The following is a 17,430-nucleotide window of genomic DNA, read 5'->3' on the forward strand; positions in this document are numbered from 1 at the left end:
CGCCACGCGCGTGTGCCTCATGCGTACGTGGTCACCAGGGCGTCGATCGCGGGGCCCAGGTAGTTCCGCGTCAGCTCGGCCCGACGCGCCGTCCACTCCGCCGTCGGCGGCTGCGGTTCCTCGTACCGTCGTCGCCGTATGTCCTCGACCACGTCTATGGGCGCGCCGAGTTCCGGCAGCACGTCCAGGGCCTCCCTCTTGGAGATCAGGCGGCCCTCCCGCAGGGTGACGGTCGCCCGGGCGAAGGTGATCGTCCCGAGGTCGACCCACACGTCCTGCTTCCAGAGCCCGGCCTTGTCCACGGCGGGCCGCCAGAACTCCTTCTGGTCCCGTACGACGAACTCGCCGAGCTCACGGTCCGGGACGGGCGGCAGCAGGTCCTCGGGCGGTTTGCCGTGCAGGACGAGGCCGAAGGCGTGCAGTTCGCGGCGGGTGACCGGGGTGACCGGGCGTTTCATCAGCCGGTTGTGGGCCCAGGTGAGGTACGAGCGCTCGGCGCCGGCCATGGAGTCGGGGGTCAGGTAGCTGCAGTGCAGCTTCGCGGCGAGCGGCTCGGCGCGCAGCCGTCGATGCAGCCGGACCACCTTCCGCACGGTGGCGAGCGAGACGGGGTCCTCCAGGACGGCGATCAGGTCGAGATCGCTGCGCCCCTGCTGATAGTCGCCGCCGGCGAGCGAACCGTGCGCCCACAGGGCCACCGGGGCGAAGGCGCGCAGATCGGTGAGGAAGCGGTCGAGGAGGCGAGCCGTGGCGTCGTCGGTCATGGGGGCAGAGTCTGGCGGCCTCACTCCACCCCGTACACCCGGCGCGCGTTCCCCGCCGCGATCAGCCCGGCCACCCGCTGTGCGTCGGCCAGTGACCAGGCCCCCTCGGCGACCCAGGCGCCGAGTACGCGGGCGAGCGCCTCACGGAAGAGGCGTGCCCCGACCACATGAAGTTCGGGCAGCCCATGTGCGCCGCTGGAGAACAGGAGCTTGCCGAAGGGCGCCAGCTCCAGGATCTCGGCGAGGACGGCCGCCGCCCGAGCCCCCGTACGGACCAGGGCCGCGCCCAAGTCGGCGTACACATGCGGGAAGACCCCGGCGAGATAGGCCGCGTGCCGGTGGTACGGGTAGCCGTGCAGGAGGACGAGGTCGGTACCGAGGCCGGCCGTGGCGCGGGCGAAGTCGGTGAGCAGGACGGGGTCGGTGCGGTCGATGCGCAGGCCGGGTTCGCCGAGTCCGGCGTGGAGTTGCAGGGGCCGCCCCGAGGCGACCGCGATCCACAGCAGGTGGCGGAGGAGGACGGGGTCGCTGAGCGGCCCGCCCACCCGGCGGTCCGCCAGCCAGCGCCCTGCCGCACCTCGGACCTCCCCGGGTCCGGGCGGCTCGGGCGCGAGCGCCAGACCGTGCCGTACGCCCGCCACGGAGGTGAAGGCGACAGCGTTCGCGGCGGCCCCGTGGACGGACTCGGCGAGATTGGCGAGAAAGGACTCGACGGTGCCGGAGGTGTCGGCGACCTGTTCGGCGAGCAGCTCCAGGCGGACGATCTCATGCGCGTGTGCGGCCCCGGCGGAGGCCATCTCACCGGGCCCGGTCAGGTCGCCGGGCAGCCCGGTGTCGACGAGATACGTCGTGATGCCGCTGCCGCGCAGCAGCCTGCGGCCCGATTCCAGTACGCCCAGTTCACGACGCCGGGCCAGATAGCGCGCGGGGGGACAGTGCGGCTCCAGACCGAGCAGCGGCGGGCACCAGCGGCGTACGGCGAACCCGGCCTGGGTGTCGAAGAAGGTGGTGCCGGGGGCGGGCGGGCCCTCGGTTCTGGCGAGGTGGGCCTCGAAAGTGCCGAGGCCCAGCTCCGTCCTCAGTACGCCGTGGCAGTACTGGTCCACCAGGGACGGCGTTTCGATCATCCGGACTCCCCGAGACTGGACCGTGCCTTCTCAGGTCCTAACGGGTGAACCGGTCGTCAGGTGTTGCTTGCGCACACGCCGTGTGAAAAGCCGACAGTTGTCAGCCGTTACTCGGGCCGCCGAGCTGGATTCCCGCCATCCGCTTCCACTCGTAGGGCCCCGTCGTCACTTTGGCCGCGAACTCGCCGTCGAACTCCTCGTGAACAGTGATGCCGGACTTCTTCACGGCCTCTTCGGCGATGGCGTACGTGGGCGCCACGAGGTCGCCCCAGCCGCCGTCCTCGCCGACGAGCACGATCCGGGCACCCTTCTGCCCGATGTACGCGACCTGTCCCTCGGCCCCGCCGTGCGCCTTGGAGAAGGCGGAAATCCGCTGGGCGAGCTTGGCGGCCTTGCGTTCGGCCTTGGCGTCCTGGGAGGCGCCGGTGCTCTCGTCAACCTGCTGGGTGTCTGCCATGGTCAGGATGCTACCGACGGGTAGATCAAACGGCGACCGGCGGGGTGCGTGGCCTTGACCACGCACCCCGCCCGTGCAACGTACGAAGAACGACTACCGGAGGAAGGGGTCCACCGCGACCGCGACGAACAGGATCGACACGTAGGTGATCGACCAGTGGAACAGCCGCATCTCCTTGAGCTTGCCGCCCGTCACCTCGGCCTTGGCGCGGTTTTGCAGACCGTGCGCCTCCCACAGCCAGTACCCGCCGGCGGCGAGCGCGACCGCCGTGTAGAACCAGCCCGTGTAGCCGAGCGGGGTGAGCAGCAGGGAGACCGCGACCATCACCCAGCTGTAGATGACGATCTGGCGGGCGACCACCTTGTTGGAGGCGACGACCGGGAGCATCGGCACGCCCACGCGCGCGTAGTCGTCCTTTACCTTCATGGACAGCGGCCAGTAGTGCGGCGGCGTCCAGAAGAACATGACGAGGAAAAGGACGATCGGCGCCCACGACATGGAGTTCGTGACGGCCGACCAGCCGATGAGGACCGGGAGGCAGCCCGCGATGCCGCCCCACACGATGTTCTGCGACGTACGCCGCTTGAGGATCATCGTGTAGACGACGACGTAGAAGAGAAGCGCTCCGAGCGACAGCCAGGCGGACAGCCAGTTGACGGTCAGGCCGAACAGCAGCGTCGAGACGACGGCCAGCGTGATGCCGAAGGCCAGGCACTCGCGGGGGCTGACCATGCCGGTGACCAGCGGGCGCTGCGAGGTGCGCTCCATCAGGGCGTCGATGTCACGGTCGATGTACATGTTCAGCGCGTTGGCGCCGCCCGCCGACAGATAGCCGCCGAGGCAGGTGAGGAGCACCAGCTTCAGGTCGGGCACACCCTGCTCGGCCAGGAACATCACCGGAACGGTGGTGATCAGCAGCAGTTCGATGATGCGCGGCTTGGTCAGCGCCACGAACGCTTTGACACGGGCCCCGAACGGCCGCTGGCCCCGGCTGCTGCTCGCCTCGAGCACCCCCGCTGGACGGGATTCGACGGCCGTCACGCACACCCCTGACAGAGAACATCCCAGCAAGCCCCCGGGTGTGAACTCCCCGTAACGGCTCGCGCGTACCACGCCACTGTAGACGTTGCCCAGACCCCGACATTCGCGGGGGTGGGGTCGTGTTGAGCGGCACCGCTGGAAGAGCTGAGCACCACTCGATTGAGCACTCTTACGAGCGGCTCCGTATTCACTTGCCGAACACGGAACGGCCCAGTCGAGAGGCGGATCCCGAAGAGTCCCGGCAGTCTGGAATGACTCGAAAAAACGCACGTACTTACGGGGGTAGGCTCGACCCCGCCGGTGGGCGCCCAGTGCACCGGCATTCGACATGTGTGACATGTGGAGAGGAGCCCTGACCCAGGGTGAGCACCAAGCCGACCACCACAGACCTCGAGTGGACCGAGTTGGACCAGCGGGCCGTCGACACCGCCCGCGTCCTGGCCGCCGATGCCGTACAGAAGGTCGGCAACGGCCATCCCGGTACGGCGATGAGCCTGGCGCCCGCCGCGTACACCCTCTTCCAGAAGGTGATGCGGCACGACCCGGCGGACGCCGACTGGGTCGGGCGCGACCGCTTCGTGCTGTCCGCCGGCCACTCGTCCCTGACCCTCTACACCCAGCTCTACCTGGCCGGCTTCGGCCTGGAGCTGGACGACCTGAAGGCGTTCCGTACCTGGGGATCGAAGACGCCGGGCCACCCCGAGTACGGGCACACCACCGGTGTGGAGACGACGACCGGCCCGCTCGGCCAGGGTGTCGCCAACGCCGTGGGCATGGCGATGGCCTCCCGTTACGAGCGTGGTCTGTTCGACCCGGACGCCGCGCAGGGCGAGTCCCCGTTCGACCACTTCATCTTCGCGATCGCCGGTGACGGCTGCCTCCAGGAGGGCATCTCCGCGGAGGCGTCCTCCCTCGCGGGCCACCAGAAGCTCGGCAACCTGATCCTGCTGTGGGACGACAACCACATCTCGATCGAGGGCGACACCGAGACGGCGGTCTCCGAGGACACGGTCAAGCGGTACGAGGCGTACGGCTGGCACGTGCAGCGCGTGGCCCCGAAGCCGGACGGCGACCTGGACCCGCACGCCCTCTACAACGCGATCGAGGCCGCGAAGAAGGTGACGGACAAGCCGTCCTTCATCGCGATGCGCTCGATCATCGCCTGGCCCGCGCCGAACGCGCAGAACACCGAGGCCGCGCACGGCTCGGCGCTCGGCGAGGACGAGGTCGCGGCCACCAAGCGCGTCCTGGGCTTCGACCCGGAGAAGAGCTTCGAGGTATCGGACGAGGTCATCCGCCACACCCGCGCGCTGGGCGACCGCGGCCGTGAGGCCAAGGCCGAGTGGGAGAAGGGCTTCGCCGCCTGGCGCACCGCCAACCCGGAGCGCGCCGCCGAGTACGACCGCATCGCCGCGAGCGAGCTGCCGGCCGGCTGGGAGGAGAAGCTCCCGGTCTTCGAGGCGGGCAAGGGTGTCGCCACGCGTGCCGCGTCCGGCAAGGTGCTGCAGGCGCTCGGCGCGGTGATCCCCGAGCTGTGGGGCGGCTCCGCCGACCTGGCGGGCTCGAACAACACCACGATCGACAAGAACAGCTCGTTCCTCCCGGCGGACAACCCGCTTCCGGAGGCGGACCCGTACGGCCGCACGATTCACTTCGGTATCCGCGAGCACTCGATGGCCGCGGAGATGAACGGCATCGCGCTGCACGGCAACACCCGTATCTACGGCGGCACCTTCCTGGTGTTCTCCGACTACATGCGCAACGCCGTGCGCCTGTCCGCGTTGATGCACCTGCCGGTGACGTACGTGTGGACGCACGACTCCATCGGCCTCGGCGAGGACGGCCCGACCCACCAGCCCATCGAGCACCTCGCCTCGCTGCGCGCGATCCCGGGCCTCAACGTCGTCCGTCCCGCGGACGCCAACGAGACCGCGATCGCCTGGCGCGAGATCCTCAGGCGCTACACGAAGGTGTTCGGCAAGGGCGCCCCGCACGGCCTCGCGCTGACCCGTCAGGGCGTGCCGACGTACGAGTTCAACGAGGATGCCGCCAAGGGCGGTTACGTGCTGTTCGAGGCCGAGGGCGGCACACCCGAGGTCATCCTCATCGGCACCGGCTCCGAGGTGCACGTCGCCGTCGAGGCGCGCGAGCAGCTGCAGGCCGCGGGCATCCCGACGCGGGTCGTGTCCATGCCGTCCGTGGAGTGGTTCGAGGAGCAGGACCAGGGGTACCGGGACAGCGTCCTGCCGCCGTCGGTGAAGGCGCGGGTCGCGGTCGAGGCCGGTATCGGTCTGACCTGGCACCGGTTCGTCGGGGATGCCGGACGCATTGTTTCGCTGGAGCACTTCGGTGCTTCGGCCGACGGCAAGGTGCTCTTCCGCGAATTCGGTTTCACTGCCGAGAATGTCGCGGGTGCCGCCCGGGAATCGATCGCCGCAGCCCAGCGCTGACGCTGATATACGACACGTAGGAGATGCAATTTCCATGACAGACGCACTCAAGCGCCTCTCCGAGGAAGGCGTCGCGATCTGGCTGGACGACCTGTCGCGCAAGCGGATCACGTCCGGCAATCTCGCCGAACTGATCGACCAGCAGCACGTCGTGGGCGTCACCACCAACCCGTCGATCTTCCAGAAGGCGATCAGCAGCGGTGACGGTTACGAGCAGCAGCTCGCGGACCTCGCCGCCCGCAAGGTCACCGTCGAAGAAGCGATCCGCATGATCACGACGGCGGACGTCCGTGACGCCGCCGACATCCTGCGCCCGGTCTTCGACGCGACCGGCGGCCAGGACGGGCGCGTGTCGATCGAGGTCGACCCGCGTCTGGCGCACAACACCAAGGCGACCGTCGCCGAGGCCAAGCAGCTGGCCTGGCTGGTGGACCGCCCCAACACCCTGATCAAGATCCCGGCCACCAAGGCGGGTCTCCCGGCGATCACCGAGACGATCGGCCTGGGCATCAGCGTCAACGTCACGCTGATCTTCTCGCTGGAGCGCTACCGCGAGGTCATGGACGCCTACCTCTCCGGCCTGGAGAAGGCCAAGGAGCGGGGTCTCGACCTCTCGAAGATCCACTCCGTCGCGTCCTTCTTCGTGTCCCGCGTGGACACCGAGATCGACAAGCGGATCGACGCGCTCGGCACCCCCGAGGCGAAGGCCGCCCGCGGCAAGGCCGGTGTCGCCAACGCGCGCCTCGCCTACCAGGCGTACGAGGAGGTCTTCTCCTCCGACCGCTGGGCCGCCCTCGACAAGGCGCAGGCCAACAAGCAGCGTCCGCTGTGGGCCTCCACCGGCGTCAAGGACAAGGCGTACAAGGACACCCTGTACGTCGACGAACTGGTCGCGCCGAACACGGTGAACACCATGCCGGAGGCCACTTTGGAGGCCACCGAGGACCACGGCCAGATCACCGGCAACACCATCGCCGGCACCTACGAGCAGGCCCGCGCCGAGCTCGACGCGGTCGAGAAGCTCGGGATCGCGTACGACGACGTGGTCCAGCTCCTGGAGGACGAGGGCGTCGAGAAGTTCGAGGCGTCCTGGAACGACCTGCTCAAGTCCACAGAGGCGGAGCTCGAGCGCCTCGCCCCTTCGGAGGGCTGAAATCTTGTCAAGCAGCAACCCGCTGCGTGACCCCGCAGACCGACGGCTCCCGCGTATCGCGGGGCCGTCGGGCCTGGTCATCTTCGGCGTCACGGGCGATTTGTCACGTAAAAAGCTGATGCCTGCCGTGTACGACCTCGCCAACCGGGGTCTGTTGCCGCCGGGCTTCTCGCTCGTCGGCTTCGCACGCCGTGAGTGGGCCAACGAGGACTTCGCCCAGGAGGTCCACGACGCGGTCAAGGAGCACGCGCGGACGCCCTTCCGTGAGGAGGTCTGGCAGCAGCTCGTCCAGGGCATGCGCTTCGTGCAGGGCACCTTCGACGACGACGACGCCTTCGACCGGCTGCGCTCCACGATCGACGAGCTGGACAAGGCGCAGGGCACGGGCGGCAACTTCGCCTTCTACCTCTCCGTACCGCCCAAGTCCTTCCCCGTGGTCATCCAGCAGCTGAAGAAGCACGGGCTGGCCGACCAGGAGGGCGGTTCCTGGCGGCGCGCGGTCATCGAGAAGCCCTTCGGGCACGACCTCAAGTCGGCCGAGGAGCTCAACAAGGTCGTGCACGAGGTCTTCGCCCCGGACCAGGTCTTCCGCATCGACCACTACCTGGGCAAGGAGACCGTCCAGAACATCCTGGCGCTCCGCTTCGCCAACACGATGTTCGAGCCGATCTGGAACCGGTCCTTCGTGGACCACGTGCAGATCACCATGGCCGAGGACATCGGCATCGGCGGCCGCGCCGGCTACTACGACGGCATCGGCGCCGCCCGCGACGTCATCCAGAACCACCTGCTCCAGCTGATGGCGCTGACCGCCATGGAGGAGCCCGCCTCCTTCGACGCGGACGCGCTCGCCGCCGAGAAGACCAAGGTGCTCGGCGCCGCCAAGCTGCCGAAGGACCTGGGCAAGAGCTCGGTCCGCGGACAGTACGCGGCCGGCTGGCAGGGCGGCGAGAAGGTCGTCGGCTACCTCCAGGAAGACGGCATCGACGCCAAGTCGAAGACCGACACCTACGCGGCGATCAAGCTGGAGATCGACAACCGCCGCTGGGCGGGCGTCCCGTTCTACCTGCGTACGGGCAAGCGCCTGGGCCGCCGCGTCACCGAGATCGCGGTCGTCTTCCAGCGCGCCCCGCACTCCCCCTTCGACCACACGGCGACGGAGGAACTGGGCAAGAACGCGATCGTCATCCGCGTCCAGCCCGACGAAGGCGTCACCGTCCGCTTCGGCTCCAAGGTGCCCGGCACCTCCATGGAGATCCGGGACGTCTCCATGGACTTCGCGTACGGCGAGTCGTTCACCGAGTCCAGCCCGGAGGCGTACGAGCGGCTGATCCTCGACGTGCTGCTCGGCGACTCGAACCTCTTCCCGCGCACGGAGGAGGTCGAGCTGTCCTGGAAGATCCTCGACCCGATCGAGGAGTACTGGGACAAGCACGGCAAGCCCGCGCAGTACCCGTCGGGCACGTGGGGTCCCGCGGAGGCCGACGAAATGCTCGCACGAGACGGACGGAGCTGGCGCCGGCCATGAAGATCGACCTCACGGACACCACGGCCAGCAAGATAAACAAGGCGCTGGTGCAGGGCCGCCGCGCCATCGGCACGCCCGCCGTGGGCATGGTGCTGACCCTTGTCATCGTCACCGACGAGGAGAACGCCTACGACGCCCTGAAGGCCGCCAACGAGGCCTCGCGCGAGCACCCTTCGCGCACCCTCGTGGTCATCAGGCGCGTCTCGCGCTCGCCCCGCGACCGTACGAAGTCGCGCCTCGACGCCGAGGTGCGGCTCGGCGCGGAGGCCGGCACCGGCGAGACGGTGGTGCTGCGCCTGTACGGCGAGGTCGTCGACCACGCCCAGTCGGTCGTCCTGCCGCTGCTCCTGCCGGACGCGCCCGTCGTCGTGTGGTGGCCGGTGAACGCACCGCTCGACCCGGCCAACGACCCGCTCGGCGCGCTCGGCCAGCGCCGCGTGACCGACACCTACGCGGCCGAGGCGCCGGTACGGGAGCTGAGTGCCCGCGCCGACGCCTACACCCCCGGTGACACGGACCTGTCGTGGACCCGCATCACGCCCTGGCGTTCGATGCTGGCCGCGGCCCTGGACCAGGTCACCTGCGAGGTGGCCGCGGTCGAGGTGGAGGGCGAGGAGTTCAACCCGAGCTGCGAGCTGCTCGCGATGTGGCTCGCGGACCGGCTCGACGTCCCCGTCAAGCGCTCCCTCTCCTCCGGCCCCGGCCTCACCGCCGTCCGGATGGACACGAGCTGCGGTCCGATCGTCCTGGACCGCGCCGACGGCTCCCTGGCGACCCTGTCCATCCAGGGACAGCCCGACCGCGCGGTGGCGCTCAAGCGCCGCGAGACGTCCGAGCTGATCGCGGAGGAGCTGCGCCGCCTCGACCCGGACGACACGTACGCTTCGGCGCTGCGCTACGGGGTGGACCGGCTGAACTCGTCCTCGGAGGAGGCCTCAGGCTCGGAGGAGGATGCGGCACCAGGTGCGGTCAGGACCGCGCCGAAGGCTCCGGCCAAGAAGGCCACCGCCAAGCGGGCTCCGGCGAAGAAGGCGGCCGCGAAGTGAGTACTCCGCAACTCGTCGTCCACCGCGACAAGGAGCTGATGGCCCAGGCCGCCGCGGCCCGGCTGATCACGAAGATCGTGGACGCGCAGGCCTCGCGCGGCTATGCCTCGGTCGTGCTCACGGGCGGCCGCAACGGCAACGGGCTCCTCGCGGCGCTCGCGGCCGCGCCCGCCCGGGACGCCGTCGACTGGGGCCGCCTCGACCTGTGGTGGGGCGACGAGCGGTACCTGCCCGAGGGCGACCCGGACCGCAACGACACGCAGGCCCGTGCGGCGCTGCTGGACTCGGTGCCGCTGGACCCCGCGCGGGTGCACGCGATGCCGGCGTCCGACGGCCCGTACGGCGCCGACGTGGAGGCGGCGGCGGAGGCGTACGCCGCCGAACTCGCGAAGGCCGCGGGGCCCGAGAACCACGGTTCGGTGCCGACCTTCGACGTCCTGATGCTGGGCGTCGGCCCGGACACCCATGTGGCCTCGCTCTTCCCGGAGCTGCCCGCCGTGCGGGAGACGGAGCGGATGGTAGTCGGCGTGCACGGTGCGCCGAAGCCTCCGCCGACCCGGATCTCCCTCACCCTGCCCGCGATCCGCTCCGCCCGCGAGGTGTGGCTGCTCGCGGCCGGCGAGGACAAGGCCCAGGCCGCGGCGATCGCCCTCTCGGGCGCGGGCGAAATCCAGGCCCCGGCCGCCGGCGCCCACGGCCGCTCCCGCACGTTGTGGCTCCTGGACGCGGCGGCTGCCTCCCAGCTCCCACGGTCGCTTTATCCGCCGGCTTCGCCCTGACGGTTGGGGGTGGGGGAGGTTTTTCGCCCCCTCCGCCCCTACCCATCCCGTCACTTGGGGGCTCCGCCCCCAAACCCCCGCTCCTCAAACGCCGGAGAGGCTGAATCTTTCAGCCCGTCCGGCGTTTGAGGACGAGCGCGCCAGCGCGATACGGGGGGTCTGGGGGGCGGAGCCCCCCAGGTACGGGACGGGCAGGGGCGGAAGGGGCGAAAAACCCCACCCCGCCCCCACGGCCCGTCACTTCACCGACCCCGCCATCACCCCCTGCACAAAGTGCCGCTGGAAGGCGAAGAAGACCACCACCGGCACCACCAGCGACAGAAACGCCCCCGGCGCCAGCACATCGATGTTGCTCCCGAACTGCCGTATCTGCGACTGGAGTTGAACAGTCAACGGCTGCGAGGAGCTGTCGGCGAACAGCAGGGCGACCAGCATGTCGTTCCACACCCACAGGAACTGGAAGATGGCCAGGCTCGCGATGGCCGGGCGCCCCACCGGCAGCACGAGGCGGGTGAAGATGCGCCACTCACTGCCGCCGTCCATCCGCGCGGCCTCCAGCATCTCCCGCGGCATCTCCGCGAAGTAGTTGCGCAGCAGGAAGATGGCGAACGGCAACCCGTAGGAGACGTGGAAGAGCACCACACCCGGAATCGTGCCGAACAGCCCCACCGCACCGAAGAGCTTGGCGACCGGCAGCAACCCGACCTGAACGGGCACCACCAACAACGCCACCACGACGAGGAAGATCGCGTCCCGGAAGGGGAACTCCAGCCAGGCGAAGGCGTATCCCGCGAGCGCCGCGATCACCACGACGAGGACCGTCGCCGGCACCGAGATCAGCACGGTGTTCCAGAACGCCCGCGTCATCCCCGCATTGCCCAGCAGCGCCGAGTAGTTGTCGAAGGACAGCTGACTCGGACTGGTCAACGCCGTCCACCAGCCGCCCTTGGCGGTGTCCTGCGCCGACCTCAGCGAAGACAGAAACAGCCCGGCGAGCGGGGTCACCCAGACCAGGCCGACGACCACGAGGAACGCCTGTACCAGGCCGTTGCCGAGCCCCCGCCTGAGCGCGTTCATCGTTGACTCCTTCGGAAACGGCGGACGTTGAAGACCATCGCGGGGACGACCAGCAGCAGGAGGAGCACACCGAGCGCGCTGCCCAGGCCCTGGTTGTTGCCGCCGCCGAAGGACACCAGCCACATCTGGGTGGCGAGTACGGTGGCGTCCTCCTGCACGGGGCCGGGCGCGATGATGTAGACGAGGTCGAAGACCTTCATCACGTTGATCACGAGGGTCACGAAGACCACGGTGAGCACGGGCGCCAGCAGCGGCACGGTGATCCGGCGGAAGATCTGCCACTCGTTGGCCCCGTCCATCCGGGCCGCCTCCAGCGCGTCGCGCGGCAGAGCGGCGAGGCCGGCACCGATCAGCACCATGGCGAAACCGGTCCAGATCCACAGGTACGCGCCGATGATGGCGGGCGTGACGAGCGCCGGACCGAGCCAGGACACACCCTCGTACGGCGGGGTGAAATTCGACGCGGGCAGCCGCACGCTGTACGCGCCGGAGCCCAGGTCCCCGAAGCGGAACGAGCCGTCGGCCGCGGTGGTCGTGCTCGCGACCGTCTTCCCGTCGCGCACCGCCTCGACCTTCATCTCCGGCAGTCCGCTCTCCCCCCGGTCGACCTTGCCCGGCTTCCCTCCCCCACCGGGCGTGAAGTCCAGGTAGACGACACCGCGCAGTTCGTCGGGGTCGGCCTTCCGCCCGGCCGCGGAGTACGCGGGCCGCGCGTCGTCGGGCAGGTCCTTGGGGAGTACGCCGACGACGCCGAGGCCGACCGCGTGGCCGGGCGACACGGAGGCCGTCGTACGGTACGAGCCGTCGGCGCCCTTCGTGAGGCCCTGGCCGTCGCGGGCGCGGGCGGTCGGGTAGGAGGAGGTTCCCTTGAACGCGTCGTGGACACCGACCACGGCGGCGTTCAGGACACCCTTGTCGGGGTCCTCGTCGTAGGCGAGCCGGAAGATGATGCCGGCGGCCAGGAAGGAGACCGCCATCGGCATGAACAGCAGCAGCTTGAACGCGGTGGCCCAGCGGATCTTCTCGACCAGTACGGCGAGCACGAGACCGAGCCCGGTGAGCAGCGTCGGCGCGACGACGACCCAGATGGCGCTGTTGCGCACGGCCTTGAGCGTGGCCGGGTCGCGGAACATCTCGGTGTAGTTGCCGCCGCCCACGAACCGGGTGCCGGAGGCGTCGAAGAAGCTGCGCCCCACGGAGAAGATCACGGGGTAGACCACGAGCGCGCCGAGCAGGAGCAGGGCGGGAAGGACGAAGGCGAGGGCGATGATCCGGCCGCGGCGTCTGGCGCGCCGTCGGCGGTCGGCCAGAGTGACGGCCGGAGGACTCGCCTCTTTCACGAGGGTGGCGGTCACGACGATCAGCCCTGGTACGCCTTGGCCGCGGCCTTCTCCAGCTCGGCAGCCGTTGCCTTCGGGTTCGACGGGTCGCGCAGGAAGTCCTGGAGGAGCTTCCACTCGCCCGCGCCCTTGGTGCCGCCGAACGCGGCCGGAGCCTGGTCGGACATGTCGAAGCGGACCGAATCCCCGGCCGCGATCAGGGACTTGGCGGTCTCGCGGGTGATGTCGTCGCCGTAGGAGGCGAGGTCGAGCTTCTTGTTCGGGGAGAGGAAACCGCCCGCCTTGGCCCAGACGGCGGACGCCTCCGGGGTCGCCAGGTACTCCAGGAACTTCATGGCAGCCTTCTGGTTCTTGCCGTCCTTGAGGACCACGGCCGCGTCACCGCCGCTGACCACGGGCGCCTTGCCGCCGTCGACCGCGGGGAAGGGGAAGAAGTTCGCGTCCTGGCCAATCTTCTTGCCGAACTGGTCCTTGGCGACCCCGGCGACGAAGTCGCCCTCGTAGACCATGCCCGCCTTGGGCTCCGGCCCGAAGACCTTCTCGACGGAGCCGGGGAAGTCGGTGTTCAGGGCCTCCTTCTGGCCGCCCGCTATCAGCTGCTTGTCCTTGAAGAGCTTGCCGAGGGTGGTGAGGGCCTTCACCACGGTGGGGTCGGTCCACTTGAGCTTGTGGGCGGCCAGGGCGTCGTACTTCTCGGGCCCTGCCTGGGAGAGGTAGATGTTCTCGAACCAGTCGGTGAGCGTCCAGCCGTCCTGTCCGGCGACGGAGAACGCGGCGAGGCCCGAGTCGGAGACGGTGTGCCCGGCCTTGAGCATCGCGTCGTACGTCGTCGGCGGCTTGACGCCCGCCTGGTCGAGGGCGTCGGGGCTGTACCAGACGGTCGACTTGTGGGCGGCCTTGAAGTACAGGCCGTAGAAGTTGTCGTCGACGCTGCCGTACTTCTTCCAGACGCTCGCGTAGTTGGTGTCGACGGACTGTTCGGTGGTCTTGGAGAGGGGCTTGAGCCAGCCCTTCTCGGCGAACTGCTGGAGGACGCCGACCTGCGGGACCATCACCACGTCGGGGGCGTTGCCGCCCTCGATCTTGCTGCCGACGACGGTGGAGACGTTGTCGCCGGTGGAGACGAACTGGGTCTTGGCGCCGGTCTTCTCGGTGAAGGCGTCCAGGACCTTCTGGAAGTTCTTCTGCTCGCTGCCGGACCAGACACCGGCCACGGTGATCGTCTGGCCGCTGAGCGACTTTCCGCCGCCGCCTGCGGAGACGGGCCCGCCTCCGCAGGCGGTCGCGCCGAGGGCCAGGGCGAGGGCCGTGCAGCTGGTGAGCAGGGTCGTACGTCGTCGCATCATCGTTGATGTCCCTTTCAGGGCAGGGGAATTGACGTGAAATGAGAGGGAGGTGAGGGTCAGGGGAGGTGAGGGTCAGGGGTTCGTGGAGTCGCTGATCCACCAGGCGGCCGTCGAGCCGGGCAGGACGCCGGCCGGGCAGGGGCCGCTGGACAGCAGCGGGGTGCCGGAGACCGGCGCGGGCGTCGGGGCCGTACCGAAGTTGACGGCGCACACCAGGCCGTCACCGCGGACGAAGGCGAGGACGCCGGGCGGCGCTTCCAGCCAGCGCAGTGCGCCCTCGCCCAACTGCGGGAGCTGGCCGCGCAGTTGGAGCCCGTCGCGGTACAGGTGCCAGAAGGAGCGGGTGTCCGCGAGCGCGCGGTCGGTGGCGTACTCGGCGAAGTAGGCCGGCTGCGGCAGCCACGGCTTGGCGCTCTCGGCGCCGGAGGTGAAGCCGAACGGCGAGGCGTGCCCGGACCACGGCAGCGGCACCCGGCAGCCGTCCCGGATACGGGCGCGGCTTCCCGTGCGGCGGAAGATCGGATCCGTCAGCACGTCGTCGGGCAGGTCGACGACCTCGGGCAGCCCGAGCTCCTCGCCCTGGTAGATGTACGCGGCTCCGGGCAGCGCCAGCATCAGCAGCGCGGCGGCGCGGGCGCGGGCGGCGCCGAGGCCGCTGCCCTCGGTGCCCAGCTCGCCGTACCGGGTGACGGTGCGGACCTGGTCGTGGTTGTTGAGGACCCAGGTGACCGTCGATCCGGTGCCGGCTATGTCCTGCATGGCCTCGGAGATGACCTTGCGGAAGGCGTCGGCGTCCCAGGGTGCGCTGAGCAGGTCGAAGAAGAAGGCCTGGTGGAGCTCGTCGGGCCGTACGTACTGGGCGTGTTCGCGGGCCGTCGGCACCGAGACCTCACCGACCAGCAGCCGGTCGCGGCCGTCGCGCTCGGTGTACTCCTCGCAGACGGACCGCCAGTGGCGCCATACGTCGTGCACCTCGGGCCGGTTCCAGGCGAGCGGGTTGACCGAGTCGCGGGTGCGGGCGTCGGCCTCGGGGTCCGGCGAGTCCGGCAGGTCGGGGTGCTTGAAGAGACCGGCGGCCACGTCGATGCGGAAGCCGTCGACGCCCCGGTCGAGCCAGAACCGCAGCACCTCGTCGAAGTGGGCGCCGACCTCGGGGTTGCGCCAGTTCAGGTCGGGCTGCTCGGACGTGAACATGTGCAGGTACCACTGGCCGGGGCGGCCATCGGCCTCGGTGACGCGGGACCAGGCGGGTCCGCCGAACATGGCGTGCCAGTTGTTGGGCGGCTCGGCGCCGGCCGGGCCGCGTCCGTCGGCGAAGTGGAAGCGGGCGCGGGCCGCGCTGCCCGGCTCCGCCGCGAGCGCGGCGCGGAACCACGGGTGCTCGCTGGAGCAGTGGTTGGGAACGATGTCCAGCAGCACCTTGATGCCGAGGCGGCGGGCGTCGGTCATCAGCAGGTCGAACTCGGCGAGGTCCCCGAAGAGCGGGTCCACGTCGCAGTAGTCGGCGACGTCGTAGCCGTGGTCGTGCTGCGGCGAGGGGTAGAAGGGGCTGAGCCAGATGCCGTCGACCCCGAGCTTCTTGAGGTACGGCATGCCCGCCCTGACTCCGGCGAGATCGCCGATGCCGTCCCCGGTGCTGTCCAGGAAGCTGCGGACGTACACCTGGTAGATCACTGCGTCGCGCCACCAGCGGTGCGTGTTGAGGGTCACCCGTTGACCTGTCTGTGCGTGCCTACGGTTATGCATGCATGTTAAGTAGGCGTGTCGCACGCGTGTCAACGAGTAGGCAGCAGTAGCTGGGAAGTTGGGGAGTTATATGGGGACTTTTCGGGCACAAAACCCGGAGATGGGATGCTCCCGTTACCTAACATGTAAGTAGAGAGATGCCGCCGAGGGCTATCGGCGGGAGATGGCCGCCAGCTCGCGCGCCAGCCGACGCACCGCCGCGGAAGGCGTCTCGTGCCCCGTCATCGCATCGTGCACAACGGCCTGCACCGCCAGGCTGACCTGGTCGTATCGCGGGCTCTTGGGGCGCGGAGCGGCCGCGAGGACGCCGGCACGCAGCGTCGGCAGATAGGGGAACTCCCGGATCAGCTCCGGGTCCTGGTAGAGCGCGGCCCGTACGGGCGGCAGCGCGCCCTTGGTGAGCACCTGCCGCTGCGCCCGCTCGGTGGTGAGGTACGCGATCAGGCGCGCGGCCGAATCGGGGTGCCGCGCATGCGTGTTGACGGCGAGGTTGGAGCCGCCGAGCACGCTCGTGCCCGGTCCGTCGGGTCCGGGCAGGGGTACGGCGCCGATCTTCCCGGCGACCGCCGAACCCTTGCCGGACGCGCCGACGTACGCGTAGGGCCAGTTGCGCAGAAAGAGGAGGTGGCCATCCTGGAAGGCCTGTTTGGACTCCTCTTCCTTGTACGTCAGCGCCTTCTTCGGGATCCAGCCGTCGCGCACCCCGCGGGCGAGGAATCCGATGCCCTCGCGCGCCGCCTCGGAGTTCACGGTGACGCGCTCGCCCTCGTCGCCGAGAATCGTGCCGCCCGCCGAGTAGACCGCCTCCGCCGCGTTCACGGTGAGTCCCTCGTAGGGCAGGAACTGGCCCGCGTAGCCGTCGAGTCCGTACTTCGGGGCGATGGTTCTCGCCTGCCTCTCCAGCTCGGCCCAGTTCCGCGGCGGCGCGACGCCCTCCTTGTCGAGGACGTCCTTGCGGTACAGCAGGAGCCCCGCGTTGGTGACGTACGGGACCGCGTACAGCCTTCCGTCGTACGTCGCCGTGTCCACGACCGGCGGCAGGAAGCTGTCGAGCGGGAAGCGGTCGCGGTCCAGCGGGGAGATCCAGCCCGCTGCGGCGAACTCCGAGGTCCAGGCGACGTCGATGTTGAGGACGTCGAAGCGGCTTCTGTCGCCGCCGCGCAGGTCGGTCGTCATCTGCGCGTGCGTCTCGTCGGCGGAGTCCGGAAGCTCGACGAGGGTGACCTTCTCCCCGGGGTGGGTGCGGTTCCACCCTTCGAGCAGCGGTCCCAGATAGCCGGTGAGGTCACCCGCGGTCGCCAGGGTGAGCGGGCCGCGACCGGGCTCGCGCGCCCCGTCGGCGGGGGTGCCGGAGGCGACGTAACCGGTCAGGATCACCGCCGCGACCAGGAGGCCCCTACCGGCGGCACGTATCCACCGCATAGGTTCCTCCCTGTACACCGGCGTCGGGCACCTTCGCCCGGCGTCAGACGCCATGTATACCTGTTAGGTATGGGCGATACTAGGGCCTGCGACACATTGGCCCTCGGCCACGACGGCCCGGTAACGGGCTGACATCGGTCTGCGGCACAGGACA

The 17,430-nt window shown here is 69.7% G+C and carries 14 protein-coding genes; 5 read left to right on the plus strand and 9 right to left on the minus strand.

The features are described from left to right. Positions 1 to 17: 17 nt before the first annotated feature. The 4 genes from ACFY0T_RS32915 to ACFY0T_RS32930 form a co-directional block, all read right to left on the minus strand. Positions 18 to 764, minus strand: coding sequence for a nucleotidyltransferase domain-containing protein (locus ACFY0T_RS32915; protein WP_388878730.1), 747 nt, complete (start codon positions 762 to 764; stop codon positions 18 to 20). A gap of 20 nt (positions 765 to 784) precedes the next feature. Next, on the minus strand, positions 785 to 1,891 hold the full coding sequence (locus tag ACFY0T_RS32920) for an amidohydrolase family protein (protein ID WP_388878733.1): 1,107 nt from the start codon (positions 1,889 to 1,891) through the stop codon (positions 785 to 787). Positions 1,892 to 1,991: 100 nt separating this feature from the next. Continuing rightward, complete coding sequence (locus ACFY0T_RS32925; RefSeq protein ID WP_388878736.1) at positions 1,992 to 2,348, minus strand: hypothetical protein; 357 nt, start codon at positions 2,346 to 2,348, stop codon at positions 1,992 to 1,994. A 93-nt stretch (positions 2,349 to 2,441) separates the two neighbouring features. Beyond that, positions 2,442 to 3,395 carry a heme o synthase gene (locus ACFY0T_RS32930; RefSeq protein WP_388878864.1) on the minus strand — a complete coding sequence of 318 codons (954 nt, stop codon included), beginning with the start codon at positions 3,393 to 3,395 and terminating at the stop codon, positions 2,442 to 2,444. 356 nt (positions 3,396 to 3,751) lie between these two features. Between ACFY0T_RS32930 and tkt the strand changes: the two genes are divergently transcribed. From tkt to pgl, 5 genes are read left to right on the plus strand one after another with little or no spacing between them, the layout of a single operon-like run. Beyond that, positions 3,752 to 5,839, plus strand: coding sequence for a transketolase (gene tkt / locus ACFY0T_RS32935; RefSeq protein ID WP_388878738.1), 2,088 nt, complete (start codon positions 3,752 to 3,754; stop codon positions 5,837 to 5,839). 34 nt (positions 5,840 to 5,873) lie between these two features. Further along, positions 5,874 to 6,992 carry a transaldolase gene (gene tal / locus ACFY0T_RS32940; RefSeq protein ID WP_388878741.1) on the plus strand — a complete coding sequence of 373 codons (1,119 nt, stop codon included), beginning with the start codon at positions 5,874 to 5,876 and terminating at the stop codon, positions 6,990 to 6,992. A gap of 1 nt (position 6,993) precedes the next feature. Further along, complete coding sequence (zwf, locus tag ACFY0T_RS32945) at positions 6,994 to 8,520, plus strand: glucose-6-phosphate dehydrogenase (RefSeq protein WP_388878867.1); 1,527 nt, start codon at positions 6,994 to 6,996, stop codon at positions 8,518 to 8,520. Then, positions 8,517 to 9,566: a glucose-6-phosphate dehydrogenase assembly protein OpcA gene (gene opcA, locus ACFY0T_RS32950; RefSeq protein ID WP_388878743.1), complete on the plus strand. Its 1,050-nt coding sequence runs from the start codon at positions 8,517 to 8,519 to the stop codon at positions 9,564 to 9,566. Before zwf ends, opcA begins: the two co-directional genes overlap by 4 nt. After that, positions 9,563 to 10,345: a 6-phosphogluconolactonase gene (gene pgl / locus ACFY0T_RS32955; RefSeq protein ID WP_388878746.1), complete on the plus strand. Its 783-nt coding sequence runs from the start codon at positions 9,563 to 9,565 to the stop codon at positions 10,343 to 10,345. Before opcA ends, pgl begins: the two co-directional genes overlap by 4 nt. A 237-nt stretch (positions 10,346 to 10,582) precedes the next feature. Here pgl and ACFY0T_RS32960 read toward each other — a convergent pair whose 3' ends face one another. The 5 genes from ACFY0T_RS32960 to ACFY0T_RS32980 all read right to left on the minus strand — a co-directional run bounded on the left by ACFY0T_RS32960 (position 10,583) and on the right by ACFY0T_RS32980 (position 17,276). Next, positions 10,583 to 11,422 (minus strand): carbohydrate ABC transporter permease, encoded by an 840-nt coding sequence (locus ACFY0T_RS32960; protein ID WP_388878748.1) that lies wholly within the window; start codon positions 11,420 to 11,422, stop codon positions 10,583 to 10,585. Further along, a complete protein-coding gene (locus tag ACFY0T_RS32965; protein WP_388878751.1) occupies positions 11,419 to 12,777 on the minus strand; it encodes an ABC transporter permease subunit in 1,359 nt (452 codons plus the stop codon). The genes ACFY0T_RS32960 and ACFY0T_RS32965 overlap by 4 nt, the downstream gene beginning before the upstream one ends. A 5-nt stretch (positions 12,778 to 12,782) precedes the next feature. Continuing rightward, positions 12,783 to 14,108 carry an ABC transporter substrate-binding protein gene (locus ACFY0T_RS32970; protein ID WP_388878754.1) on the minus strand — a complete coding sequence of 442 codons (1,326 nt, stop codon included), beginning with the start codon at positions 14,106 to 14,108 and terminating at the stop codon, positions 12,783 to 12,785. Between the two features lie 72 nt (positions 14,109 to 14,180). Next, complete coding sequence (locus ACFY0T_RS32975; protein WP_388878757.1) at positions 14,181 to 15,854, minus strand: glycoside hydrolase family 13 protein; 1,674 nt, start codon at positions 15,852 to 15,854, stop codon at positions 14,181 to 14,183. Between the two features lie 150 nt (positions 15,855 to 16,004). Next, a complete protein-coding gene (locus ACFY0T_RS32980; protein WP_388878760.1) occupies positions 16,005 to 17,276 on the minus strand; it encodes an ABC transporter substrate-binding protein in 1,272 nt (423 codons plus the stop codon). Between the last annotated feature and the right edge of the window lie 154 nt (positions 17,277 to 17,430).

Origin of the sequence: Streptomyces sp. NPDC001530 (genome assembly GCF_042894545.1) — a bacterium.
Lineage (GTDB): Bacteria > Actinomycetota > Actinomycetes > Streptomycetales > Streptomycetaceae > Streptomyces.

Coding starts and splice junctions, on each gene's coding strand:
- ACFY0T_RS32975 (WP_388878757.1), bottom strand. CDS start 15,854: ATGCATAACCGTAGGCACGCACAGACAGGTCAACGGGTGACCCTCAAC.
- ACFY0T_RS32925 (WP_388878736.1), bottom strand. CDS start 2,348: ATGGCAGACACCCAGCAGGTTGACGAGAGCACCGGCGCCTCCCAGGAC.
- ACFY0T_RS32960 (WP_388878748.1), bottom strand. CDS start 11,422: ATGAACGCGCTCAGGCGGGGGCTCGGCAACGGCCTGGTACAGGCGTTC.
- tal (WP_388878741.1), top strand. CDS start 5,874: ATGACAGACGCACTCAAGCGCCTCTCCGAGGAAGGCGTCGCGATCTGG.
- opcA (WP_388878743.1), top strand. CDS start 8,517: ATGAAGATCGACCTCACGGACACCACGGCCAGCAAGATAAACAAGGCG.
- ACFY0T_RS32915 (WP_388878730.1), bottom strand. CDS start 764: ATGACCGACGACGCCACGGCTCGCCTCCTCGACCGCTTCCTCACCGAT.
- ACFY0T_RS32980 (WP_388878760.1), bottom strand. CDS start 17,276: ATGCGGTGGATACGTGCCGCCGGTAGGGGCCTCCTGGTCGCGGCGGTG.
- ACFY0T_RS32920 (WP_388878733.1), bottom strand. CDS start 1,891: ATGATCGAAACGCCGTCCCTGGTGGACCAGTACTGCCACGGCGTACTG.
- ACFY0T_RS32970 (WP_388878754.1), bottom strand. CDS start 14,108: ATGATGCGACGACGTACGACCCTGCTCACCAGCTGCACGGCCCTCGCC.